Below are 24,191 nucleotides of genomic sequence, written 5' to 3'. Positions count from 1 at the left end.
GACCCGCTCGCCGGGATCCGGAATCGATGGGTACGCCACCTAACGAGGCAGTCCGGAAGTTGTCGTGCCCCAGCTGTAGTTGGGTGCTTCAGCCAACCGGAAGGCGAGGGTGCCGCCACGGGTGACCAGGCTCGCATCCGTCCAGGACCGGTCGCTGGTACGCCCGTTGACCCGGACCGCGTCGACGTACGGATGGCCGGCATCGGCGTCCGGGGCACCGATCGTGATGTCCCTGCCGTGTGCGCGGCCGATCAGCGCGTCCGGGAAGAGCGGGGTGCCCAGCAGCATCGTGGCGCTGCCCGGCGTCTGCGGGTACAGCCCGAGCGCCGAAAAGACGTACCACGCGGACATGGTCCCCAGATCGTCATTGCCGGGCAGGCCGCCGGGGCCCGTACCGTACACGGTGTCGAGCATCTGACGGACCGTCGCCTGCGTCTTCCACGGCTGCCCCAGGGCGTTGTAACGGCGTGCCGCGGGCGGCCACGACCATGCTCCCGCCTCGACAGTGAGCCGCCATGCGACCGTTCGCCGTGCCGAGGGGCGGCGAACCCGTAGCGCCGAGGAGAGCCGCCGGTCGTCAAGAAAATGGAGCGCGGTGTCGAACCGGCTGTGACATGGTCCGGACGTGCGTGTGACCCCGAGTGGGTGTCGCACAGTCCGAAAAGCCACTCCAGGAGCGTCCGATGGCGACACCACCACGCCTGATCCCTCTGCTGCAGCAGTTCGACTTCGCGCGGGGGCGCCTCGCCGACCGTATGACCGGCCCTGTCATGGACAGCGGCAACGGCACGGACGTCGAGGTCGCGTCGATGACCGACGAGGAGTACCTCTGGGAGCCGGTGCCGGACTGCTGGTCGGTCCGGCGGCGCGCGGCGGGGCCCGGGCCCGGAGCGACCGTTCTCGTCGGCGCGGGTGACTGGGGCCGCGACTCGGCGCAGCCGCCGCACCCCACACCGCCGCCGTTCACCACCCTGGCGTGGCGGCTGAGTCACCTCAGCGAGTTGCTTGCCCTCCGCGCCGACCACACCAACGGCAGCCACACCCTGACGCGGGACGACTACGTGGTCGCCGGGGACGCCGCCGGGGCGATCGCGGCCTTCGAATCCGCCGCCACCGCTTGGCGGGAGGCGCTGCTCGGCGCCGACGACGCGGCGCTCGACACCGTGGGGCACAGCACGTACCCGCATGGCAGCGACCCGGAGGATCCGTTCATCGAAACAGTCTGGTGGGTCAATCAGGAACTGCTGCACCATGGGGCCGAGATCGCCCTGATCCGCGACCTGTTCCGCGCGCGCCGGGGCTGACGCAGAGCCCTGCGTTGCGGCCGCCCGCAACGCACCGAGCCCCGGCCGGATGTCCGGCCGGGGCTCGTCGTGTCGGACGGCACGAAGGTGTCGTGTCAGACGGCTCGAAGGTACTGGGCGGGCTTGTGGACCTCGCCGCCCAGTTCGCGCGCCGCGTGCTGCGCCCATGACGGGCTCCGCAGCAGCTCCCGCCCGAGGAGCACGGCGTCGGCCTGCCCGTCGGCCACGATCTTCTCCGCCTGCTGCGGCTCGGTGATCAGTCCCACGGCCGCGACGGGCAGCGAGGTCTCCTCGCGCACCCGGGCGGCGAAGGGGACCTGGAATCCGGGTCCCGGCGTGATGCGGGCGTTCGGAGCGTTGCCGCCGCTGGAGACGTCCAGCAGGTCGACGCCGTGGGCCTGCAGCTCCTTGGCCAGCCGTACCGTCTCGTCGACGGTCCAGCCCTCACGGTCGTCCTCGTCGTTCTCGGTGAGCCAGTCCGTGGCCGAGATCCGGAAGAAGACGGGCAGGTCCTCGGGCCATACCTCGCGTACGGCGTCGACGACCTGCAGGGCGAACCGGACGCGGTTGTCGAAGCTGCCGCCGTACTCGTCCGTGCGCCGGTTGCTGTGCGGGGAGAGGAACTGTCCGACGAGATACCCGTGGGCTCCGTGCACCTCGGCGACCTTGAAGCCCGCGTCGAGCGCCCGTCGAGCGGCTTCGCGGAACTGGTCGACGACGCCGTGGATCTCGGCCACGGTCAGCTCGTGCGGAACGGGGTGGCCCTCGTCGAACGGGAGCGGGCTGGGGGCGACGGGCTGCCAGCCGTGCTCGTCCGGTCCCACGGGCCCTCCACCCAGCCAGGGGGCAGCGGTCGATGCCTTGCGGCCGGCGTGGGCGAGCTGAATGCCGGCGACGGAGCCTTGGCCCTTGATGAAAGTGGTGATCCGCCGGAGGGCGGCCACCTGGGTGTCGTTCCAGATACCGAGGTCGGCGGGGCTGATCCGGCCCTCAGGGCTGACGGCCGTCGCCTCGGTGAGGATGAGACCGGTCCCGCCGACGGCGCGTGCCGCGAGGTGGGCGAAGTGCCAGTCGGTCGCGACGCCTGCATTCGGCCCCACCGCTTCCGCGCTGTACTGACACATGGGCGCCATCCACACCCGGTTGGGTATGACAAGCGACCTCAAGGTGCAGGGCTCGAACAGGACACTCACGGCGGACTCCGTTTCGCCGGGACGACAGGATCACTAGTACGATACCTCCCGTACTACGACGGCCGTCAAATTACGAAGGTTCTCGTACAACGCGACAACGCGGACGAGGCCCTCCCCGACTCCGGGAAGGGCCTCGTCCGCGAGCCGTTCGCGACTCAGGCGCGGCGCCGCAGCGTGATCTCCACGTCCGCGTCGTAGCCCTGGGTCCAGCTGCGCCCGGCGCCCGACTTCCAGGTGACGTAGGCGGTGGCCCCGTCGACCCTGACGGCTTCCACCATCATGGCCCGGTCGCCGTCCCGTACGTCACCGCGGCGCAGCTCCTGCGCCGTGACGGTGACGGGCTCCGCCGACTGCGCGCTCTCCACCTCGTCCGCCGCACGGGCGAGAGCCGCAGCCAGTTCCCGGGACCGGGCAGGGGTGCAGATCAGTGAGAGCTCCCCCGCCGGACCCGACACCCGGACCTCGACCCCCGCCCCAACGGGGGTCACGCCCAGGATCGCACCGTGTCCGTCGGCGTCCTCGATCTCACTCTTCATCGCTCTGCTCCCCTGCCCGTCCCATGGCTCACTTCAGCCGGAGACTCTCCTGCGGGCCCAGGTAGCTGGGCTTGAGGCCGCCGGTGTCGACCACCAGGTTCTGCAGCACCACCGTCGGGTCGACCATCCAGAATTTCAGCACATGCACACCGGCCCGGCCGATGTGGTGCACCGTACTGGTGCGGTTGACGTTGTCGGAGGTGTTGCGCGCCCACTGGACGTTCATGGTGCCGTCGTCGGATCCCGTCACCGCCGTGACGTTCACGCTCTGCGGCGCGTCGTCGTCGAAGGAGACGGCGTACGTGAGGCCGTCGGACGCCAGCGCGTTGTTACGGGGCGACAGATACGCGTGCACGGTGACCGGCCCGGTGGTGAACAGGCTGACCCGGTACTCCAGCCGCGGGCCGGCGCCGCCCGGACTCTGGCGGGCGGCGGTGACCGGGAAGGGCTCCATGCCGGCGCCGGTCCGTCCGATACCGGGGATGCGCTGCCAGGCGATTCCGCCGGCGCCGACGGAACGGGAGTAGTGGTCCGCCTCGATGGAGACGTATCCGTTGGCCTCGACGAACCCTTCGAGCTGCGAGCGCCGCTCCTTGGGGTGGTCGATCACGGCCTGGACGACGACCTGGCGGCCGTCCGGACCGCTGACCGTGATCGGTACCTCCGTGACACCCTTGGGCGCCCGTGACCAGTCGACGCGGAAGGTGATCCGGTCCTGCTTGTCGACCCGGCCCCTGACGCGGTCGGCGACGAGCCAGGAAGCCCCTGTCCGGATCCGGTAGTCGAACGGGGCGGCGCCCCGGTTGAACACCTCGATGTACTGCGCTGCCTGGCTCTGGTACGGGCTGAAGGCCGGCAGCACGGCCGGGGTGCTCTCCTCGGGCCACCACTTGTCCGAGCCGTCGACGGCCACGCCCATCTCGGCGCCGGCCGGGAGGTCGATGCGCTTGACCGCGGGGAACAGCACGTCCTTGATGGCGACGTTGTTGAGCTCGGGCTGCTGCCAGGGGGCGTTCGGCCCGTAACGGGCCACATCGCCGTAGTCGATGTGCGGCTGGGTCTGGAACCCCTGCCACTTCCCGTCGGCGACCTTCGTGTTGAAGCGGTCCGCCAGCGCCAGGTCGTCGGCGAGTCGGGCCTCGGCGGCGGCCGCCAGATCGTTGGTGAGGGCCCGGCCCTGCGCCGCGTAGTGCAGGTTCTTGAACTCGGCCTCACGCAGGGCGTAGAGGTTGGCGGTGGCCTGCACCTCGTATCCGACCAGTTCGTACCAGGCGTCCTGGACGGAGGCGGGCAGCTTGCGGCTGATCCGTTCGGCGTCGGCACCGAGCCGCTGCCACTCCTCGGTGACGCGCTCCATCTCGCGGTAGTCGGTCAGGCTGAACGGAGTGGCCTGGTCGTCGTAGATGATCGCCGACGCGTCCTTGGCGGGGTCCTTGGCCGGGTCGAGGGTGATCTTGCGGTTGAGCAGTTCGGGCTTGCGCCGGGACTGCAGTTGCGCGTACCTGCGGAGCACCTCGGCGATGTCCTCGGCCTGCTGCTCGCCGAAGTTCTGCCGGGCGTACTGCTCCTCCCACTCCGGCAGCCGGTCGAGAGTCCAGCGGTCGGGGTTCCAGGCGTACTCCAGGAAGAACTGCGTGGGCAGTTCGTTGCCCTTGAGGTCGCCGACGTTGGTGACCCAGAGGCCGTGGTTCCCGTAGGCGACGGACTGGTGGAGCTGGTCCCACATGTTCGGCAGCGAAGCGGTGTCCACCCACTTGTAGTTGCGGCCCACCCCGACGTAGTCGAAGTGGTAGTAGAGGCCGTAACCACCCTCGCGCGCATCGTTCTTGAGGTCGGGGAGCTTACGGATGTTGGCCCAGTTGTCGTCGGTGAGGACGACGGTGACGTCGTCGGGCACCCGCAAGCCGCGGTCCCAGTAGTGCTGGACCTCCTTGTAGAGGGTCCACACCTGCGGAATCGTGGTGACGTCCTTGCCGGAGACCTCGGCCAGGATCTGCCGCTGGGTGGCGATGATCTCGGTCATCAGCTCGATGCCGTCGCCGTCCGGCAGGCTGACATCGCCGTTGCCGCGCATGCCGAGGGTGACGACGCCCTCGAAGTCCTCGTCCTTCATCCGGCGGATGCCGTCGGCCCAGTACGCCTTGATCGCCTCGGCGTTGCGCCGGAACGACCACTCGCCGGTGCCGCCGTAGGGGTCGTGTCCGGGGGTAGTGATGTTGCCGGCGCCGTCCCGGACGGCGGCGACGGCGTGCCGGTTCCACTCCTCGATACCGCGCATCATCGGCGCCTCGTGCGAGGTGCCCATGACGACCCCGTACGCCTTCGCGGTGGCGTGGTTCTTCGGGTCGTCCTCGGCGAACGCGCGGCCCCAGACAGCCGGCCAGAGGTAGTTGGCCTTGAGGCGCAGCATCACTTCGAAGATCTTGGCGTAGAAGTCGGCGTTGAAGCCGCCCTCGAAGCCGGGGGCCTTGCCGGGGCCGAAGAACGCCGGTGCCCACGTGCCGAGCGCCGGGTTCTCGTCGTTGATGAAGAACCCGCGGTACTTCACGGCCGGGGTGCCCTGGGTGTGGCGGCCGGGCAGGACGTACAGACCGTCCCGGTGTACGGGGGTGACGTCGTCCCACCAGTACCAGGGCGATACGCCGATCCCCCGGGAGACGTCGTACGTACCGTAGATCGTGCCGCGCTGGTCGCTGCCCGCGATCACGAAGGCGCGGTCCACGCCGGGCAGCGGCTTCTCGACGACGGTCTGGAGGCTGGTCTCCCACTTGCCCTTGATACCGGAGACGTTGAGCTTGCCCGCAGCGATCAGCCCGTCGATCAGAGGGCTGCGGCCGATGGTTCCGACGATGACGATCTCGCGGCCCTTCGGTGTCGCACCCCGCGAGAGAACGGGGCGGACACCGGTGACGCGCTCGATGTCGGCCTGGAGGTCACCGGCCACCCGGACGACACCCGCGTGGTCCCGGTCGCTGACCAGGACGGGGGCCGCTGTGCCCGCCCTGAAGAGCGGGAAGCTGCCGGAGCGGGGCGTGAAGGAGATGTACGCGCCGGGGTCGGTCGGCAGTCCGGCCGCGCCCGGTGCGGCGGCCAGGGCCTCCGACGAGAGACCGAGCAGCGAGCCGAGAGGTGTTGCTGTCAGGGCGGTGAGCCCCAGGCCGAGCCCCAGAATCGATCTGCGGCTCGCATGTTGCGGGAAGTGCTTGTCCATACTGCTCTCCCAGTTTTGTTCACACTCATGACAAATTGGACGGGTGTGCACGTTGACGAGTTGTCGGGTAGGGGGTACCGGGTCCGGAGCCGCGTCAGTCCGAGGCACCGGGAACGGCGGCCTGCGGCACCGCGACAGCCACCGGTTCGTTGTCGCCGTCAGGGGCGGGCGACACCGCGGCCACGATCGCGTCGGCCGTCGCGTCGGGCTCCGGGCTGAGCAGGCCGACCACCACGTACACCACCAGCGAGGTCACCAGCGGCGTGACGATGATGACGGTCTGATCCGTGCTCTCCAGCACGAACTTCACCAGGACGTAGCCCAGCAGCCCCAGCGCCCAGGAGGACAGGGCGGCGCGCGGCCCGCACTTGCGGAAGAGTGGCAGCAGTCCCAGCAGCATGGGGATGGAGATCGGCCCCATCACGGCCGCGACCAGACCGACGATGATGCCCAGCACCCCGCCGAAGTGATCCGCCTCGATGGCGACGAGCATGCTCACGGTGATGAACACGACCGTGCACACGCGGGCGATGAACAGTCCGGTCGCAGGCGGCAGTTCCTTGGCGCGGCGCACGACCGCCGGGATGATGTCCCGGGTGACCACCGCGGAGACGGCGTTGGCGTCCGACGAGGCCATGGCCATGGTGTGCGAGAACATCCCGGCGAGCGTCAGACCCACCAGTCCGGCCGGCAGGTACGACTCCGCCATCAGTGCGTAGACCTTCTGCGGGTCGGTGATGTCCGGCAGCAGCACGGCCGCGGCGACGGGCGGGAACAGCAGGACCGCGGGCCAGATCACGTACAGCAGCGCGGAGAGCCCGGCCGAACGGCGGGCGGCCTGCGGGGTGTCCGTGGCCATGTAGCGCTGGGCCAGGTTCCACATGCCGCCGTTGTACTCGAAGAGCTTCACGACGACGTACGCACCGAGGAAGGTGGCGGTGTAGGGGCCGACCAGCGGGTGGCCGTGTCCCTCGGGCAGCTTGTGCCAGATCGTGCCGAGACCGGAGATGCCGTCGCCCAGACGGTCCAGCACCACCCAGACCATGGCGAGCGCCGCGATGCCCTGGATGACGAACTGCCCGAAGTCGGTGAGCGCATCGGCCCAGAGCCCGCCCACCGTGCAGTAGAGCAGGGTGACCACGCCGGTGATCAGGATGCCGGCCGTCATCGACATGCCGGTGAACACATTGAGCAGCACGGCGACGGACGCCCACTTGGCGGCCACGTCGAACACCTTGAGCAGAGCGCCGCTCCAGGCGAGCGCCTGCTGGGTGGGCACGTTGTAGCGCTTGGCCAGATATTCGAGCGGCGAGGCGACCGCGTATCGCTGCCTCAGCCGGTTCCAGCGCGGCGCGAACAACCAGGCACCCACGGCGGTGCCGAAGGCGAGCGGCAGGAACGCCCATATGTAGACCGTGATGCCGTAGCTGTACGCGATGGCCGCGTAGGCGACGAACACGGCGGCGCTGTAACCGGACATGTGGTGGGAGATGCCGGACAGCCACCAGGGCATCCGGCCGCCACCGGTGAAGTAGTCGCTCACATCACCGACGCGGCGGTGCGACCAGAGGCCGATGAGCAGCATCACCAGGAAATAGCCGCCGAGGGCGGCCCAGTCTAGCCAAGCCATGAATGCTCCTTCGAATGCTGTGATGCGCGGAGGTACTGCAGCGGCCCTGGGCCGCCGTCGCTCACCAGCGCGGAGTCTTCTTCTCGTAGTGGGGGTCGATCCGCTGCATGTAACCGGTGTCGTCCCGGTTGCGCAGACCGCACTTGAGGTACTGCTCGTGCAGGCGGGCGAGCGCGTCGTGGTCGAGTTCGACGCCGAGCCCCGGCCCCTGCGGAACCCGCACTGACCCGTCGGTGAACGTCAGTACGCCCGGTTCCACGACTTCCTCGGTCTTCCACGGCCAGTGGGTGTCACAGGCGTAGGTGAGGTTCGGCGTGGCGGCCGCCAGATGGGTCATCGCGGCCAGGCTGATCCCCAGATGCGAGTTGGAGTGCATGGACAGCCCCATGGCGAAGTTGTCGCAGATGCCGGACAGCAGCTTGGAGCGGTGCAGGCCGCCCCAGTAGTGGTGGTCCGAGAGCACGACCTGGACCGACCCCTGCTCGACCGCGGGCGCCAGATGCTCGAACGCGACCACGCACATGTTGGTGGCCAGCGGGATCGGCGTCTGCCGTGCCACCTGCGCCATGCCGTCCAGCTCGGGCGTCGGGTCCTCCAGGTACTCGAGGACACCCTCGAGTCGGCGGGCCACCTCGACCGATGTCTCCACGCTCCAAGCGGCGTTGGGATCGAGCCGCAGCGGTACGCCGGGGAAGGCCTCGCGCAGTGCGAGGACCGCCTCGACCTCCTCCGCGGGCGGCCGGACACCGCCCTTGAGCTTGATCGCGGTGAAGCCGTACTCGGAGATCATCCGGCGCGCCTGGGCGACGATGGCATCCGGATCCAGTGCCGCACCCCAGTCGTCCGGCTCCTGTCCCGGGTGCGCCGCCCACTTGTAGAACAGGTACGCGCTGAACGGCACGGATTCGCGTACCGCTCCGCCGAGCAGGTCACTGACCGGGCGACCGGCAGCCTTGCCCTGTAGGTCCAGACAGGCCACTTCGAACGGGGAGAACACCCGGTCCACGGCGCTGCTGGTGGTGATCATCCCGGTGAGTCCGGAGCCACCGACTCCGTTGTCCGCGGCCAGGACTTCGGCGACCTTGCGGTGCATGGCTCCGAGCGCGTACACGTCCATTCCGATGAGGGCGTCCGCAGCCGCCCGCAGCCGGCGCAGATGACCTTCGTCGGCATAGGTCTCGCCGAGGCCGACGAGGCCTTCGCCGGTGTCCACCTCGACGATCGCACGCAGGGCGTACGGTTCGTGCACGCCGACCGCGTTGAGCAGCGCCGGGTCACGGAAGGCGACCGGGGTGATCTTCACTGCGTGGATCCGGAGGCCGCCCGTCACTGCACTGCCTCCACTGTGCTGCTGATCATGTGCACTGTCAGTCCCTGCCCGCGGCCAGCGTCAGGTCCTGGCTCATCGCGTTGTACGCGGCCTTGGCCTTGTAGTTCTCGTCGAGGATGTTCGCCGCGCCCTCACCCGTGAAGACGCCGGGAACCCAGGAGTACTTGTCGGTGAAGCCCCACACCGTGAAGTCGGTGCAGTGCTCGGTCAGCAGGCAGCCCCGCAGCAGTACGTCGTAGGCCTCCGCCTGCGCCTCCAGCTCGGTGTTGTCGGCGGGCATCGGGATGCGGACGTCGGCCTCGGTGATCGCGGTCTCCAGCCCGAGGTCGTCGAAGCGCTTCATGTTGGTGGCGATGTCGTGCGGGGCGCTGTACTGGACGTCCAGGTGTCCCTGGATGCCGACGCCGTGAACCGGCACGTGCTCCTTGCGGAGCTGCGTGACGAGCTTGTAGAGGGCGGTGCTCTTCGCGTTGACGCCCTCGATGTTGTAGTCGTTGATGAAGAGCGTGGCCTTGGGGTCGGCCTGGTGCGCCCAGCGGAAGGCGTCGGCGATGTAGCCGGGGCCGAGCTTCTGCAGCCAGATGCTGTCGCGCATGGTGCCGTCGTCGTTGAAGGCCTCGTTGACGACGTCCCACTGCCAGATCTTGCCCTTGAAGTGGGTCACCTCGTCGGTGATGTGCTTGTGCAGGATCTCCCGCAGCTCATCGGCCGTGAAGTCGCCGTTGTTCAGCCAGGCGGGCAGCTGGCTGTGCCAGACCAGGGTGTGGCCCCGGACCAGCTGGCCGTTCTCCTTGGCGAAGTCCACCAACTCGTCGGCGGGGGCCCAGTTGTACGTGCCGCGCTGCGGCTCGACGGCCTCCCACTTCATGACGTTCTCCGGGGTGACCGAGGAGAACTCCCCCGCGGCCTTGGCCCGGTAGGCCGCGTCGGAGGCGAGCGCCGACATGTCGACCGCCGTGCCGATCCGCAGGTCGGCGCGCTTGCCGAGGGCGCCGAGGGTCCTGGCCGCCGCGTCGCTCTTCGGCTTGGTGTGGTGGGCGGCGTTCTCGGGGGTGGCGCTGGCGGCGACGGTGAACGTGGAGACCAGCAGGGCTGCGGCGGCGGTGCCGACGACGGCAGCCTGAGTTGCCTTGCGCATGACATGTCCCTTCGATGGAATGTACCGAGTCGAAAGTTTCGGGATCCTCCCCGCAGCTGGAGCGGGGAGGCCCGGGCCCTCAAGTGGGGGCTGATTCAGATCAGTTCGATCGACGTGTCGCAGACGAGGCGGCGCCGGTGATCGACCGTGCGCTCGGGACCGGTGAGCCGCAGCTTCACGGTCTGCTTGACGTCGTCGGCCGCGCTGGATGTCGCGAGCCGCAGTTCGAGATCGCCGGGTTCGACGATCCGCCGGCCGCCGATACCGGTGAAGGACACCAGATCGGCATGGAAGTGGAACCGCACGCGTCGGGCCTGCCCGGCGGCGAGCTGCACCCGGGCGTACCCGATCAGCCGCGATTCCGGGCGGGTGGTCTGGGCGACCGGGTCGTGCACGTAGAGCTGCACCACCTCGGCGCCTTCGCGGTCCCCGCTGTTGCGGACGGTGAGTTCGATGTCGGTGGAGCCGTCGGTGGGGAGCTCGGCCGGGGCAGCTGCGCCGGCGTCCCACTCGAACGAGGTGTACGACAGACCGTGTCCGAAGGGGTAGAGCGGCGTCGGGTCCAGGTTGCTGACCCCGCTCGCCAGCCCCAGCGGCGGTTGCAGATACGTCCACGGCTGGCCGCCCGGGCCGTGCGGGACACCGACCGGCAGCCGGCCGGAGGGGTTCACCCGGCCGGAGAGCACACCAGCCAGTGCCGGACCGCCCTCCTCGCCGGGGAAGAACGCCTGCACGGTGGCAGCCGTCCGGTCCGCCCAGCGGCCCAGCGCATACGGACGGCCCGTCAGCAGCACCAGGATCACCGGGGTTCCGGTGGCCAGCAGTGCGTCGAGCAGCTCGCCCTGGACACCGGGCAGGGCGAGGTCGGCGGCGTCGCAGCCCTCACCGGAGGTGCCGCGGCCGAACAGCCCGGCCCGGTCGCCGAGCACGGCGACGCACACGTCGCTGCGGCGGGCGAGTTCGGCCGCCGCCTCGATGCCGGAGGTGTCCGTGCCGTCCACGTCGCAGCCGGCCGCCGAGCCGATGTCCGCGCCGGGGAACTCCCCCCGCAGCGCTTCGAGCACGGTCGGAATGTCGATCCCCATCGGCACCTCGGGGTGCGAGACCCCGACGTGGCTGGGGAAGGAGTAGCAACCGAGCATGGCCAGCGCGTCGTCGGCCCGCGGCCCGACGACCGCGATCCGGCCGTCGCCGCGCAACGGCAGGGCGTCGCCGGGGTTGGCGAGCAGCACGACGGCCTGCTCGGCCAGTTGCCGGGCGAGTGCCCGGTTCTCCGGCGGGTCGAGGTCCACCGTGGCACGCGCCTGCTCGGGGTCGGCCCCGATCAACGCGGCAGGCAGCGGCGACCATTCCGGGTCGAGCAGTCCGAGTTCGCACTTCTGCAGCAGGACCCGGTTCAGCGCCCGGTCGACCAGCTCCTCGGCCACGGAGCCGTTCCGTACGGCGGCGACGAGCTCATCGCCGTAGCTGCGGACGGTGGGCAGTTCCACGTCGACCCCGGCGGTCAGCGCGAGGCGGGCGGCGTCGCCGCGGTCCGCGGCGACCTTGTGCAGTGTCTCCAGGAAGCCGATGCCGAAGTAGTCGGCGACGACAGTGCCGTCGAACCCCCAGGTGTCCCTGAGCAGTTCGGTGAGCAGCGCCGGGTCGGCCGCCGCGGGAACACCGTCGATCTCGGCGTACGAGTGCATCACCGAGCGGGCGCCGCCTTCCCGCAGTGCCATCTCGAAGGGCGGGAGGACGACGTCGGCCATCTCGCGCGCACCGGCCCGGACCGGAGAGAGGTTGCGGGCACCCGCCGAGGCGGCGTATCCGGCGAAGTGCTTGAGAGTGGCGACGATCCCGGCTGATTCCAGGCCGCGGACGTACGCGGTGCCGATGGTGGCGACCAGGTACGGGTCCTCGCCGATCGTCTCCTCCACCCGGCCCCAGCGCAGGTCGCGCACCACGTCGAGGACGGGTGCCAGCCCCTGGTGGATGCCCACCGACCGCATGTCGCGGCCGATGCGGTGGGCCATCTCGGTGACCAGCTCCGGGTTCCAGGCGGCTCCCCAGGACAGCGGGACGGGGTAGGCGGTGGCGCCCCAGGCGGTGAAGCCCGCGAGGCACTCCTCGTGGGCGAGCGCCGGGATACCGAACCGGCCGGCCTCCGCGATCCGCTCCTGGGCGCGGGCCAGGGAGACGGCGCCGACGCCGGGGTCCACCGGGGCGGTACCGAACGGCCTGGTCAGCTGGCCGAGGCCGCGCGTGGTGAGTTCGTCCCAGTCGACCGGGTCGACCATGTCGTTCTGGTGCGGTGCGACCCCGTCACCGTCCACGTCGGCGCCCACCCAGACTCCGTACAGCTGCGCGGCCTTCTCCTCCAGCGTCATCCGGGCGACGAGGTCGGCCACCCGTGTCTCGGGGGTGAGTGAAGGGTCGCGCCACGGGCCGTCGACGGCGGTGGGCCGGGAGGCCTGGTGGGCATGCGGGGCAGGGGGGATTGCCATGGCGGCAGGGGTTCCTCTCATGAGTGCGGTGGTGCGGGGCGGCGTGGGTGCGTTACTTGCCGCCCACCCCCATCAGTCCGTTGATCAGCGCCTTCCGTGCCACGAGGTAGACGGCGAAGATGGGTACGACGGAGAGGACGATCGCAGCCAGAACGGCGGGGATGTTGACACCGAACTGGGTCATGAAGTTGAAGAGACCGAGGGTCAGCACCCGGTTCTCCTCGGACTGCGTCAGGATCAGCGGGAAGAGGAAGCCGTTCCACGCCTGGAGCGCCGTGTAGATGGCCACCGTGCTGATGCCGGCCTTGGACATGGGGATCGCCAGCTGCCACAGCATCCGCAGGGGCGAGGCGCCGTCGAGCGCCATCGCCTCGTACATCTCCTCGGAGACATCGCGCATGGTGCCGCTGAGCACGAGTACCGCCACCGGCATCGCGAAAGCGGCGGTCGGCAGGATGATCGCGGGCAGGGTGTCGTAGAGCCCCATCTTGCCGATGAGCAGATAGAGCGGCACGATCACCGCTTGCGCCGGGATCGCCACGCCGAGCAGGAAGGTCCGGAAGGCGAGCGAGGAAAGCCGGCTGCGGGTGCGCACCGCCACATAGGCGACGGGCACCGCGAGCAACAGCACGATGACCACGGTGGACGCGGCGACGATCGCCGTGTTCACGAGCATCGTGGAGAAGCCGCTGTTCAGCACGGTGTTGTAGTTGTCGAGCGTCGGGTGCGTGGGGAAGGCCAGCGGGTCCCCGTTGAGCGCCTCGTCCTGGTGCATCAGCGACGAGGAGATCAGCGTGTAGAGCGGTACGACCACGATGATGAGCCAGACCAGCGAGCCCAGACCGGCGAGTGGGTTGCCCCAGCTCTTGCGGCGGCGGGCGGCGGCCCCACGGCGCCGGATCGCGGGCGACATGGCCGGCGCCTCGGGGCGGGTGTCGATTGACATCTCGTCACATACCTTCCCGGGTGGACCGCATGTTCCCGAAACCGCTGAAGCGGACCAGGATCAGCGACAGGGCGGTGGCCACCACGACCAGGGCCGTGGCGATAGCCGCGGCATAGCCGAGGTCGTAGGTCTGGAAACCGGTCCGGTACATCAGGTACGGCAGGACCGTGGTGTCCGTGCCGGGACCGCCCTTGGTCATGATCAGCACGGTGTCGAAGTACGTCAGCGAGCCGACGATCATCAGAACCGACGAGGTCGTGATGGTGTGGCGCAGCTGCGGCAGAGTGATGTGGAAGAACTGCCGGAACATGCCGGCGCCATCCATTTCGGCCGCCTGGTACAGCACCTCGGGTATCTGGCGGGCGCCGCCCTGGTAGATCAGGGTGTGGAACGGCATGAACTGCCAGCCGCCGACGAACGCCACGGTGAGCAGGGCGCCGGTGGAGGATCCCATGATGTTCGGGTCGATCCCGAACCAGGGCCCTATCTCCGTGATCACACCGAAGTTGGGGTCCAGCAGGGCGTGGAAGAGCATGGCGATGGCGGTGGTCGAGAGCAGCAGCGGGATGAAGAAGACCGCGGAGAGCACGGCCCTGCTGCGCTGCCGGCCCGCCGCCCAGACCCCGAGGAGCAGTGCCACAGGGGTCTGGAAGGCCCAGCTGACGGTGGTCAGCAGAAGGCTCAGCCAGGCGGCCTGGCGGAATTCCGGGTCCTTGAACAGCCGGGTCCAGTTGTCCAGGCCCGCCGGGGTCGGGGAGTTCAGCCCGTCCCACTGGCAGAAGGAGAGGTAGACGGCGATCGCCAGCGGGACGATCGCGAAGACGGCGAAGAAGAGGATGCCGGGCAGTGCCCAGCTGACCGGAGGACGGCCGACGTTGCCGACGGCCGTCTTCCTGCCCCCACGCGTCTTCACGTGCGGAGTGTGGTGGGACATGCTTACTTGACGGCCTTCATCGCTGTGACGAACTGCTCAGGGGTGGACTTGCCGGCGAACAGCTTGCTGATCTCGGTGAGCAGCGGGGTGGCGTACTTGGACTCCAGTGCCTGGTCCCACGAGAGCGTGAAGCTGGGCGCCTTCTGGACCAGGCTGTACTGGTCGTTGGCAAACTGCGGGTTGGGCGACGTGCTGAGCATCGAGGCCGCGTTGGACGTGGTGGGGATGTCACCGTTGTCGACCAGGGCCTTGGCGTAATCCTGCGAGGCCATCGTCTTCAGGAAGGCGATCGCGGCGTCCTTGTGCTTGGTGCGCGCGTTGATCGACCAGTAGTTGGTCGGGTTGCCCACCACGTCCGCCGCGTCGCCGACGCCGCCGGCCACGGTCGGGAAGGCGGTCCAGCCGAGGTCCTTCTTGGCGAACTCCGGCGCCTTGCCCAGCTGGGTCGAGTACTCCCACGAGCCCATGAGGTGCATGGCGGCCTTGCCCTTGTTGAGGAGCGTGGGCGCGCCACCGTTGCCGTAGTCGACGGAGTTGAAGTTCTTGCCGAAGGCACCCTGGTCGACGAGCTCCTTGACGGTCTGGGCCGCCTTCAGCACCGCCGGGTCGCCCCAGCCGGAGGTGTCGCCGTTCTGGATCTTCTGGAAGACCTCGGGTCCGCCGATCCGGTCGAGCAGGTACTCCATCCACATCAGCTCGGGCCACTTGTCGGCGCCGCCGAGAGCGAAGGGCGTGATGCCCTTGGCCTTGAATGTGGTGATGGCGTTCTGCAGGTCCTCCCAGGTCTTGGGGGCCTCGAGCTTGTTCTCGGCGAAGAGCGACTTGTTGTAGAAGAGCATCACGGGCTGCATGCCGCGCATCGGCACCCCGTAGATCTTCCCGTCGAGGCCGCCCGCCGTCATGATCGACGGAAGGAATCCGTCCTTGAGCTCAGGGGTGCTGTTGACCGTCGACGTGAGGTCGACCAGCTGCTTCGCGTCGACGTACGGCTTGATCGAGCCGCCGCCCCAGTTGAAGAACACGTCCGGAGCGCTCGGCGAGCCCATCGCGCTGCGGAGCTTGTTCACGTAGTCGGTGCCGGGCACCGACACCAGCTTGACCTTGACCTTCGAGGTCTTGTTGAACTTCGTGACCGCGGCCTGCTGAACCTTGACCGCGTCATCGCCGTAGACGTACGCGGTGATGGTTCCGCCGTCGCTACCGCTGCCCCCGCTCGTACCGCAACCCGCCAGCAGACCGGCCATTACCATGGCCGCACCCGCTGCGGTCCATCTCGCCGTACGCGTGCCCTGAGTGAATATGCCCGACCGCATGACCGCACCTCTGTCGAATGTTTCGGGGTGTCTTTCGAATGTTGCCGGAACCGTACGGTCGTGTTTCGGGCACGTCAAGAGGTTTGCGGAAGGATTTTCCGAACACTGGCCCCTTCCCCGATCCGAGTGACATGAAGCTACGATTCCCGCATGAGCCCTGCAAAGGTCCAGTCACCACAGGAGAAGGCGTCTGCCGACGTGCCGTCGCAGAGCACCGCCACGCTGGCGGAGATCGCTCGCGCGGCCGGGGTCTCGGCACCGACAGTTTCGAAAGTGCTGAACGGCCGAGCCGACGTCGCCCCCGGTACGCGCACCAGGGTGGAGGAGTTGCTGCTGCTCCACGGCTACCGGCGCAGGCGGGGTTCCACCGCACAGTCGCAGCTGATCGATCTGGTCTTCCACGAGCTCGACAGCGGCTGGGCCATGGAGGTCGTCCGGGGCGTCGAGAACGTCGCCCGGGAGGAAGGGCTGAGCCTGGTGCTCTCCGAGAGCGCCGGCCGGCTGACACCGGGCCAGACCTGGGTGGACGGCGTGCTGGCCCGTCGGCCGGTGGGTGTGATCCTGGTGCTCTCGGACCTGACCGCGGCCCAGCGCGCCCAGCTGACCAGCCGAAACATCCCCTTCGCGGTGGTCGATCCGGCGGGCGACCCGGGTGACGACGTGCCGTCGGTCGGAACGACCAACTGGCAGGGCGGGCTTGCCGCCACGCGCCATCTGACCGGCCTCGGACACCGGCGGATCGGTGTCGTCAGCGGCCCGTCCCGGATGATGTGCAGCCGAGCCCGGGTCGACGGCTACCGGGCCGCCATGGAGACCGCGGGGCTGCCCATCGATCCCGATCTGGTCCGGGAGGGCGAGTTCTCGCACGAGGACGGCTACACCGCGGGGCTGGAACTCCTGCGGCTGCCCGAGCCGCCCACCGCCATCTTCGCCGGCAACGACCTGCAGGCGCTCGGCGTCTACGAGGCCGCTCGCGAGCTGGGCCTGCGCATCCCGGAGGACCTCAGCGTCGTCGGCTTCGACGATCTGCCCCTCACCCGGTGGATCGGGCCGCCGCTCACCACGGTGCGCCAGCCGCTCATCGAGATGGCCGAGACCGCGGCCCGGCTGGTCCTCGACCTCAGCCGGGGCCAGCAGCCCGCGACCACTCGGGTCGACCTCGCGACCAACCTGGTGGTGCGCAGCAGCACGGCGGCCCCCCGCCTCTGACGTCTCGTCCGGCCTGCGGCCGGACCCTCGACAGTTTCACTGCAGAGGTGATCGATCGTCCGGGGGCGAGCAGCAGGTCGCGGGCGATGCCGACGGCGGCCTCCGTGGCAGCGGTGAGGCACCAGCCGAGCAGGCCACGGGCGGGCAGCCTGCGGACCGGCGTCTCCGACGAGGACAGGGACGAGCAGGGGCCACGATCCGCCAGAGGGGCACGGTGACGGCCCCACCCCCGGGGGTACCGAGACTGTTGCCCGTGCAAGCGATTATTCCTTCGAATTCTCGTATGGACATAGCTGATAAAAATGAGCTATGGGCGGCTTTGGCAGATATGCGGCAAAGCTTCGATCATCGCGCCCTGGGCACGCCCACACCTTGCTCGGCGTGCGCTCCGTGGCCGGGCAGGTGCTGCTGCTGGAGCTGGCGATCGTGGTGCTGCTCGTCGCCGTGGCCGCATTCTCGCTCGTGTGGCAGGGCCGGCACGCCGCCATTCAGGAAGCCCGAAGCCGTTCGAACGCCGTCGCCGTCACGTTCGCCCACTCCCCGGGCATCGTGGCGGCGCTGGACGGCCCCGATCCCACCGCCGCGCTGGAGCCGCTCACCGAAGAAGTCCGGAAGAGCACACACGTCGAGTACGTCGTCGTGTCCAGCACACGCGGCATCCGCTACACCCACCCCGATCGCGCGCTGATCGGCAAGCACATCCTCGGCCCGTACAAGGAGGCGGTTCTCGGGCACGGCTTCACCCGAACCTTCCCGGGGAGCCGGGGGCCGGCCGTGAACTCGGTGGTGCCCGTACCGAGGGCCGACGGCTCGACCGCCGGCCTGGTGTCCGTGGGCATCACGGTCACGAACGTGACCAAGATGGCCGACCGCGAACTTCCGGTGCTGGCCGGCTCCGCGGTGACCGCACTTGCTCTCACCTCCGGCGGAGCGGCGCTGGTCAGCCGACGTCTGCGGCGGCAGACGCGCGGCCTCGGCCCCGCCGAGATGACGCGCCTGTACGAGCATCACGACGCGGTGCTGCACTCCGTACGCGAAGGGGTGCTCATCATCGACGGCGACGGACGGCTGGTGCTGGCCAACGACGAGGCCCGGCGGCTGCTGCGCCTTCCTGCGGACGCCGAGGGGCGTCCGATGACGGACGTCGGCCTGCCTCCTCCCCTCGCGGAACTCCTCGCCTGCGGCCGTGTCGCCTCCGACGAGGTGAGCGTGGCGGGCGACCGGCTGCTGGCCGTCAATCTGCGGCCCACCGACGAACACGGCGGACCTGCCGGGACGGTCGCGACCCTGCGGGACACGACGGAACTGGCCGCCCTTGCCGGCCGGGCGGCAGAGGTACGGGGGCGGCTGCTTCTGCTCCACGCGGCCGGTGCGCGCATCGGGACGACCCTGGATGTGACCCGGACCGCGGAGGAGCTGGCAGAAGTGGTGGTCCCCCGTTTCGCCGACTTCGCCACGGTCGACCTCGCCGAGTCCGTGCTGCACGGTGAGGAGCCGTCGGTGCCGCTCGGCACCGTGCTGGACCTGCGGCGTACGGCTGCGGCGGGCGTGCGCGGCGACCACCCCTTCTATCCGATCGGAAGGATCATCGGGTTCGTTCCCACCAGCCCGCCGGCCCTGGGCCTGATCAGTGGTCACACTATGCTGGTGCCGGACCTGTCCGCCGAGCCGCGCTGGCAGGGGCCCGACCCCGACCAGGCGGCGAGAATCCTCGCCTACGGTGTCCACTCCCTGCTCTCCGTTCCGCTGCACGCCCGCGGCGCGGTCCTGGGCATGGCGAACTTCTGGCGCGCGGAGAATCCTGAACCCTTCGACGAGGACGATCTGACGTTCGCCGAGGAACTGGTCGCCCGGGCAGCCGTCTGTGTCGACAACGCCCGCCGCTACACCCGCGAGCACGAGATGGCGGTGACGCTGCAGCGCAGCCTGCTGCCCCGCGGCCTGCCCGAGCAGGACGCTCTCGACGTCGCCTACCGCTATCTGCCGGCTCAGGCGGGGGTGGGCGGCGACTGGTTCGACGTCATTCCGCTGCCCGGTGCGCGCGTCGCCCTGGTCGTCGGTGACGTCGTCGGACACGGTCTGCACGCCGCCGCGACGATGGGCCGCCTGCGCACCGCGGTCCACAATTTCTCGACGCTGGACCTGCCGGCCGACGAACTCCTCGCGCGCGTCGACGAACTGGTGGCGCGCATCGACCAGGAGGAGCCCGCCGACGGCGACCGCGCGGAGGTCACGGGGGCAACCTGCCTGTACGCCGTGTACGACCCGGTGGCCGGCACCTGCTCCGCTGCCCGGGCCGGCCATCCCGGTCCCGTCCTGGTGCTGCCCGACGGCACGGTGCGGTTCCCCGACGTCCCCGCCGGCCTGCCTCTGGGCATCGGCGGACTGCCCTTCGAGGCAGTGGAGTTGCCACTTCCGGAGGGGACCCGTCTGGTGCTCTACACCGACGGTCTCGTCGAGTCGCGCGAGCGGGATTTCGATACCGGGCTCGACACGTTGCGCGACACGCTGGCCGGACGGCACCGGACTCCGGAGGAGACCTGCGACGACCTGATCAGTGCGCTCCTGCCCACCCCTCCGGGTGACGACGCCGCCGTCCTGGTGGCCGCTACGCGCACCCTCGCCCCCTCCCGTATCGGCGAATGGGACATCGAGCCCGACCCGTCGGCCGTCGCCGGGGTCCGCAAGGAAGTGTCCCGGTGGCTCAGCGACCGGGGTCTGGAGGAGGAGATCTTCGCCACCGAGCTGATCCTCAGTGAGCTGGTCACCAACGCCATCCGCTACGGCGGCGCCCCCATCCGCGTCCGGATGCTGCACAACCACTCGCTGATCTGCGAGGTGTCCGACTCCGGGAGCACCGCACCGCATCTGCGCTATGCGTCGACGACGGACGAGGGCGGCCGCGGCCTCTATCTCGTCGCCCAGTTCGCCGAACGCTGGGGCACCCGCTACACCGCCGAGGGCAAGGTCATCTGGTCCGAACGGACGCCGGGCGCGGGTGGAACGCCGGCGTCCGAGTGGGCCGGCGACGCCTTGGGGCTCTGAGCGCACCACCAGGAGCACCGGAGGCCATGGAGCACGGCAGAGCGCCCACCAGCCGCGGGTCGCACCCGGTGAGCACGGCCCGAGCCGCCGCCTTCGGTGGGATCAGCCGCCGTAGACGTCGAGCCGGCCGCACATCCCGAACTTCCCGTACGCCGACGGCTGTTCGGCGTGCACACGGGCTCGCGCGAGATGGCCACCGTCCCCCTGCGCCAGGGAGTCCAACTGTTCACCGGTTGCCCGGGATGCTGCGGCGGCGCCCTGTTCCCAGCGCGCCCGCCAGTCGTCCGTCCGATGCTTCACGAGCGCGGCGGCCGCCCGGTGGAAGGCGGCGAGCGGCTCGGGGTCGCCGGCCTCGGTGGCGCGGCGCAGCGCGAGAAAGCCCTCGACGGCCAGATCGCGGCGGGCGCGGGCGGCGCGTTCCTGTTCCGGCTCTGCCGCGTCGGCGGGGAGTGCGGCCGCCGCGCGGTAGGTGTCGGTGTCCGTCAGGTACCGGGGCGGCAGGGTGAGAACGGCGTCCCCGGCTTCGGGCAGTCCGCTGTTCTGCATGAGGACGACGATACGCAGGGCGTCGTCGTTGACAAGGCGGTGGATCGTGCCGGGGGTGAACCACACCAGGGACCCGGCGGCCAGGGCCGTCTGCCGGAAGCCGGACGCGGTGAGGGTCTGCACGGAGCCGGCGCCGCCGACCACCACATACCCCTCGGAACAGGTGAGGTGGAGGTGGGGCGTACCACCGCGCAGTCCGTCCTCGGTGGGCCAGTCGTAGACCCGGAGGTGGGAGACGGCCACGGCGCCGGGCAGTCCTTCGAAGGTCACCACGGGTGCTCCTGAGTCCGGATCGACGACTGTGCAAGCGCTTTCTGCCGCACGCTACGGCCCGCTCCGGACGGTGGTCAAGACGGCCCGTGCGGGTGCGGCCGCGTCTCCCCTGCCGGGGCCCGCCCCTCGCCCGCCACCCCCGTCCGACCTGCACAGACATCGTCTCTGCACACCACTGTCAGTGGCCGGGTGCAGACTGGCCCGTGTCCGCGACAAAGGCGTTTCGGAAGGGGTCGGTCATGACCGACGTACTGCTCACTGTGGGAACCCGTAAGGGACTTTTCATCGGCCGAAGGCGCGGTGGCGCCTGGGAGTTCGGAGCTCCGCACTTCAATGCGCAGGCGATCTACTCGATCGCCATCGACACCCGCGGTCCGGTGCCCCGGCTGCTGGTCGGAGGGGACAGTGCGCACTGGGGGCCGTCGGTGTTCCACTCCGACGACCTGGGCGCGACATGGGTCGAGCCGCAGCAACCGGCGGTGAAATTCCCGTCGTTCACCGGCGCCTCCCTGGAGCGGGTCTGGCAGCTGCACCCGGCGGGGGCCGAGGCGCCCGACGTCGTGTACGCGGGGACGGAGCCGGCCGCACTCTTCCGCTCGGAGGACCGTGGGGAGTCCTTCGAGCTGGTCCGCCCGCTGTGGGAACATCCGACGCGTTCGAAGTGGGTGCCCGGCGGGGGCGGCGAGGGGCTCCACACGATCCTGACCGATCCGAGGGATGCGCGGGACGTGACGGTCGCGGTCTCCACGGCCGGGGTGTTCCGCACCAAGGACGGCGGTGCGAGCTGGGCCCCGTCGAACAAGGGGGTGTCGGCGGTCTTCCTGCCTGATCCGAACCCGGAGTTCGGCCAGTGCGTCCACAAGGTCGCCCGGGACGCGGTCGATCCGGACCGGCTCTATCTGCAGAACCACTGGGGTGTGTTCCGCAGCGACGACTCCGGGGACAGCTGGACGGACATCGGCGAGGGGCTGCCGTCCGACTTCGGCTTCGCCGCTGCGGCCCACCCGCACCGGGCGCGGACGGCGTACATCTTCCCGATCAATGCCGACGCCGACCGCGTCCCGGCCGAGCACCGCTGCCGGGTGTTCCGCACGAGCGACGCCGGCAGCAGCTGGGAGCCGCTGTCCGCCGGACTTCCCGAGGAGACGCACTACGGCACGGTGCTGCGTGACGCGCTCTGCACGGACGACGCCGACCCGGCCGGGATCTACTTCGGCAACCGCAACGGCGAGGTGTACGCGAGCAGCGACGACGGGGACAGCTGGGAACAGCTCGCCTCGCATCTGCCGGACGTTCTCTGCGTTCGGGCGGCGGCCATCGGCGGTTGATCGGTCCGGTCGTATGAGCAGTAGAGTGCGGCCCGTGGCAGCAAGACCGTTGAAAGAGATCATCGAGCCGGGATGGGCTCAGGCCCTGGAACCCGTGGCCGAACGCGTCGCCGCGATGGGCGACTTCCTGCGCGCGGAGATCGCCGCGGGGCGTACCTACCTGCCCTCGGGGCCGAATGTACTGCGGGCGTTCCAGCAGCCCTTCGACGAGGTGCGAGTCCTGATCGTCGGTCAGGACCCCTACCCGACGCCGGGGCATGCGGTGGGGCTGAGCTTCTCGGTGGCACCCGATGTGCGGCCGCTGCCGGGCAGCCTGGAGAACATCTACCGGGAGCTGCACACGGATCTGGGACTGCCCCGACCGTCCAACGGCGATCTGACGCCCTGGACCCGGCAGGGGGTGCTGCTGCTCAACAGGGCACTGACCACGGCACCACGGCGGCCTGCGGCGCATCGCGGCAAGGGCTGGGAGGAAGTGACCGAGCAGGCGATCCGGGCGCTGGTGGCGCGGGACACACCACTGGTGTCCATCCTGTGGGGGCGTGACGCGCGGAATCTGCGGCCATTGCTGGGCGACTTCCCGGCGATCGAGTCCTCGCACCCCTCCCCCATGTCCGCGGACCGCGGGTTCTTCGGCTCGCGGCCGTTCAGCCGGGCCAATGAACTGCTGGAGCGCCAGGGAGCGCAACCGGTCGACTGGCGGCTGCCGTGACGGCCGCCGCGGGGCCGTACGTCCTCGGGGTGGACTCGGGCGGTTCGGGGTTGCGCGTGGCGCTCGGCGTGGTCGGGGCCGAGAAGCCGGTGGCCACCGCGATCCCGGCCGGTCCGGTGCGCACCGGACCGGCCGGGATCGATGCCGGACATCTGCTGGAACAGCTGCTTCCCACCACCCGGGAGCTGCTCGCCCAGGCCGGTGAGCAGGAGCGGGCCGCCGAGGGCGCCCCCGTCGCCGCCGTGGCGATCGGCGCCGCCGGCATGGCGACGCTGGGCGGCGAGCTGCGCGCCGAGCTTCCGGCGGCCCTGGAGAGCGCGCTCGGGGTACGACTGCTGGCGCTGGCCGCCGATGCGGTGACCGCGTACGCCGGAGCGGTCGGACAGCGGCCGGGGGCGGTGGTCGCCGGCGGCACCGGCATGATCGCGCTGGGCACGGATCTGACGAACTGGCGCCGGGCGGACGGCTGGGGTCACCTGCTGGGCGACAGCGGTGGCGGCGCCTGGATCGGCCGGGCCGGCCTCGATGCCGCCATGCGTGCGCACGACGGGCGGCGCGGCGGATCGGTCGCACTGCTGGCCCGGCTGGAGGCGGTGTTCGGTCCGGCGGCGGACCTGCCCGGCGTGCTCTATCCGCGTACCGACCGGCCCGCCCTGCTGGCTTCGTTCGCCCCCGAGGTCGCCGCGTGCGCCGGGGACGATCCGGTCGCAGCCGGCATCCTGCGGGACGCCGCCGGACATATCGCGGAGGCGGCCGCGGCGGTGTGCCCGCGGCGCGGGGCGGACGACGAGCGGTGCGAAGTGGCCCTGACGGGTGGCTTGTTCCGGATGGGCGACCCGCTCCTCGTTCCGCTGCGCGAGGAGCTCGCCCGGCAACTGCCGCAGGCGCGGACGGTCCCCGGTTCGGGTGATCCGCTGACCGGTTCGCTACGCATCGCCGAGGCGCTGGCCACCGGTGATCTGCGGCTGCCGCTGCACCCGACGATGCTGTGCGTACCCGCATACGGGCCCGGACAGAAGGGACTGTAGGGACCGACAGAGCAGGGCAGTTGGCCGGT

General features: G+C 70.1%; 18 protein-coding genes. 6 read left to right on the top strand and 12 right to left on the bottom strand.

The genetic code is table 11. The features are described from left to right. Positions 1-39 precede the first annotated feature (39 nt). A complete protein-coding gene (locus OHB49_RS36710) occupies positions 40-654 on the bottom strand; it encodes a glycoside hydrolase domain-containing protein (protein WP_443079600.1) in 615 nt (204 codons plus the stop codon). Between the two features lie 29 nt (positions 655-683). Here OHB49_RS36710 and OHB49_RS36705 point away from each other — a divergent pair, with 29 nt between their 5' ends. Next, entirely contained in the window at positions 684-1,304 is a 621-nt protein-coding gene (locus OHB49_RS36705; protein ID WP_030975811.1) for a DinB family protein, read from the top strand. Positions 1,305-1,399: 95 nt separating this feature from the next. Here the strand turns inward: OHB49_RS36705 and OHB49_RS36700 are convergent, their stop codons facing one another. The 10 genes from OHB49_RS36700 to OHB49_RS36655 all read right to left on the bottom strand — a co-directional run bounded on the left by OHB49_RS36700 (position 1,400) and on the right by OHB49_RS36655 (position 15,958). Next, the gene (locus tag OHB49_RS36700; RefSeq protein WP_329165198.1) at positions 1,400-2,497 is read right to left on the bottom strand and encodes an NADH:flavin oxidoreductase/NADH oxidase; all 1,098 of its coding nucleotides are present in this window, start codon (positions 2,495-2,497) and stop codon (positions 1,400-1,402) included. A 155-nt stretch (positions 2,498-2,652) separates the two neighbouring features. Then, positions 2,653-3,033, bottom strand: coding sequence for a hypothetical protein (locus OHB49_RS36695; RefSeq protein WP_329165197.1), 381 nt, complete (start codon positions 3,031-3,033; stop codon positions 2,653-2,655). 28 nt (positions 3,034-3,061) lie between these two features. Continuing rightward, positions 3,062-6,244 (bottom strand): glycosyl hydrolase 115 family protein, encoded by a 3,183-nt coding sequence (locus OHB49_RS36690; RefSeq protein WP_329165196.1) that lies wholly within the window; start codon positions 6,242-6,244, stop codon positions 3,062-3,064. A 94-nt stretch (positions 6,245-6,338) separates the two neighbouring features. Continuing rightward, entirely contained in the window at positions 6,339-7,874 is a 1,536-nt protein-coding gene (locus OHB49_RS36685; protein WP_329165195.1) for a sodium:solute symporter family protein, read from the bottom strand. 61 nt (positions 7,875-7,935) lie between these two features. Next, positions 7,936-9,204 (bottom strand): glucarate dehydratase family protein, encoded by a 1,269-nt coding sequence (locus OHB49_RS36680; RefSeq protein WP_329165194.1) that lies wholly within the window; start codon positions 9,202-9,204, stop codon positions 7,936-7,938. A gap of 37 nt (positions 9,205-9,241) precedes the next feature. After that, the gene (locus tag OHB49_RS36675; protein WP_329165193.1) at positions 9,242-10,342 is read right to left on the bottom strand and encodes an endo-1,4-beta-xylanase; all 1,101 of its coding nucleotides are present in this window, start codon (positions 10,340-10,342) and stop codon (positions 9,242-9,244) included. A 95-nt stretch (positions 10,343-10,437) separates the two neighbouring features. After that, a complete protein-coding gene (locus OHB49_RS36670; protein ID WP_329165192.1) occupies positions 10,438-12,828 on the bottom strand; it encodes a glycoside hydrolase family 3 N-terminal domain-containing protein in 2,391 nt (796 codons plus the stop codon). 52 nt (positions 12,829-12,880) lie between these two features. Then, positions 12,881-13,774, bottom strand: coding sequence for a carbohydrate ABC transporter permease (locus OHB49_RS36665; protein WP_030975803.1), 894 nt, complete (start codon positions 13,772-13,774; stop codon positions 12,881-12,883). Positions 13,775-13,778: 4 nt separating this feature from the next. Continuing rightward, positions 13,779-14,708 (bottom strand): carbohydrate ABC transporter permease, encoded by a 930-nt coding sequence (locus OHB49_RS36660; protein WP_030975802.1) that lies wholly within the window; start codon positions 14,706-14,708, stop codon positions 13,779-13,781. Between the two features lie 2 nt (positions 14,709-14,710). Beyond that, the gene (locus OHB49_RS36655; RefSeq protein ID WP_329165191.1) at positions 14,711-15,958 is read right to left on the bottom strand and encodes an extracellular solute-binding protein; all 1,248 of its coding nucleotides are present in this window, start codon (positions 15,956-15,958) and stop codon (positions 14,711-14,713) included. Between the two features lie 213 nt (positions 15,959-16,171). Here OHB49_RS36655 and OHB49_RS36650 point away from each other — a divergent pair, with 213 nt between their 5' ends. Further along, complete coding sequence (locus tag OHB49_RS36650) at positions 16,172-17,230, top strand: LacI family DNA-binding transcriptional regulator (RefSeq protein WP_313935976.1); 1,059 nt, start codon at positions 16,172-16,174, stop codon at positions 17,228-17,230. 390 nt (positions 17,231-17,620) lie between these two features. Continuing rightward, the gene (locus OHB49_RS36645; RefSeq protein ID WP_329166755.1) at positions 17,621-20,275 is read left to right on the top strand and encodes a SpoIIE family protein phosphatase; all 2,655 of its coding nucleotides are present in this window, start codon (positions 17,621-17,623) and stop codon (positions 20,273-20,275) included. A 102-nt stretch (positions 20,276-20,377) separates the two neighbouring features. On the opposite strand, the gene OHB49_RS36640 is transcribed toward OHB49_RS36645, so the two are convergent. Further along, positions 20,378-21,094: a cupin domain-containing protein gene (locus tag OHB49_RS36640; RefSeq protein ID WP_030975799.1), complete on the bottom strand. Its 717-nt coding sequence runs from the start codon at positions 21,092-21,094 to the stop codon at positions 20,378-20,380. A gap of 239 nt (positions 21,095-21,333) precedes the next feature. Between OHB49_RS36640 and OHB49_RS36635 the strand changes: the two genes are divergently transcribed. The 3 genes from OHB49_RS36635 to OHB49_RS36625 are packed head-to-tail and all read left to right on the top strand — an operon-like array spanning position 21,334 to position 24,162. Continuing rightward, the gene (locus OHB49_RS36635; RefSeq protein ID WP_030975798.1) at positions 21,334-22,422 is read left to right on the top strand and encodes a WD40/YVTN/BNR-like repeat-containing protein; all 1,089 of its coding nucleotides are present in this window, start codon (positions 21,334-21,336) and stop codon (positions 22,420-22,422) included. A 34-nt stretch (positions 22,423-22,456) separates the two neighbouring features. Next, positions 22,457-23,134 (top strand): uracil-DNA glycosylase, encoded by a 678-nt coding sequence (locus OHB49_RS36630; RefSeq protein WP_329165189.1) that lies wholly within the window; start codon positions 22,457-22,459, stop codon positions 23,132-23,134. Then, positions 23,131-24,162 (top strand): N-acetylglucosamine kinase, encoded by a 1,032-nt coding sequence (locus tag OHB49_RS36625; protein WP_329165188.1) that lies wholly within the window; start codon positions 23,131-23,133, stop codon positions 24,160-24,162. Before OHB49_RS36630 ends, OHB49_RS36625 begins: the two co-directional genes overlap by 4 nt. Positions 24,163-24,191 lie beyond the last annotated feature (29 nt).

Origin of the sequence: Streptomyces sp. NBC_01717 (assembly GCF_036248255.1) — a bacterium.
In the GTDB taxonomy this organism is placed as follows: domain Bacteria; phylum Actinomycetota; class Actinomycetes; order Streptomycetales; family Streptomycetaceae; genus Streptomyces.
The sequence above is the reverse complement of the archived record's forward strand: the minus strand, read 5'-3'. Positions and strand labels throughout refer to the sequence as shown.

Coding starts and splice junctions, on each gene's coding strand:
- OHB49_RS36695 (WP_329165197.1), bottom strand. CDS start 3,033: ATGAAGAGTGAGATCGAGGACGCCGACGGACACGGTGCGATCCTGGGC.
- OHB49_RS36690 (WP_329165196.1), bottom strand. CDS start 6,244: ATGGACAAGCACTTCCCGCAACATGCGAGCCGCAGATCGATTCTGGGG.
- OHB49_RS36660 (WP_030975802.1), bottom strand. CDS start 14,708: ATGTCCCACCACACTCCGCACGTGAAGACGCGTGGGGGCAGGAAGACG.
- OHB49_RS36670 (WP_329165192.1), bottom strand. CDS start 12,828: ATGGCAATCCCCCCTGCCCCGCATGCCCACCAGGCCTCCCGGCCCACC.
- OHB49_RS36665 (WP_030975803.1), bottom strand. CDS start 13,774: ATGTCAATCGACACCCGCCCCGAGGCGCCGGCCATGTCGCCCGCGATC.
- OHB49_RS36655 (WP_329165191.1), bottom strand. CDS start 15,958: ATGGTAATGGCCGGTCTGCTGGCGGGTTGCGGTACGAGCGGGGGCAGC.
- OHB49_RS36635 (WP_030975798.1), top strand. CDS start 21,334: ATGACCGACGTACTGCTCACTGTGGGAACCCGTAAGGGACTTTTCATC.
- OHB49_RS36705 (WP_030975811.1), top strand. CDS start 684: ATGGCGACACCACCACGCCTGATCCCTCTGCTGCAGCAGTTCGACTTC.
- OHB49_RS36650 (WP_313935976.1), top strand. CDS start 16,172: ATGAGCCCTGCAAAGGTCCAGTCACCACAGGAGAAGGCGTCTGCCGAC.
- OHB49_RS36675 (WP_329165193.1), bottom strand. CDS start 10,342: ATGCGCAAGGCAACTCAGGCTGCCGTCGTCGGCACCGCCGCCGCAGCC.
- OHB49_RS36685 (WP_329165195.1), bottom strand. CDS start 7,874: ATGGCTTGGCTAGACTGGGCCGCCCTCGGCGGCTATTTCCTGGTGATG.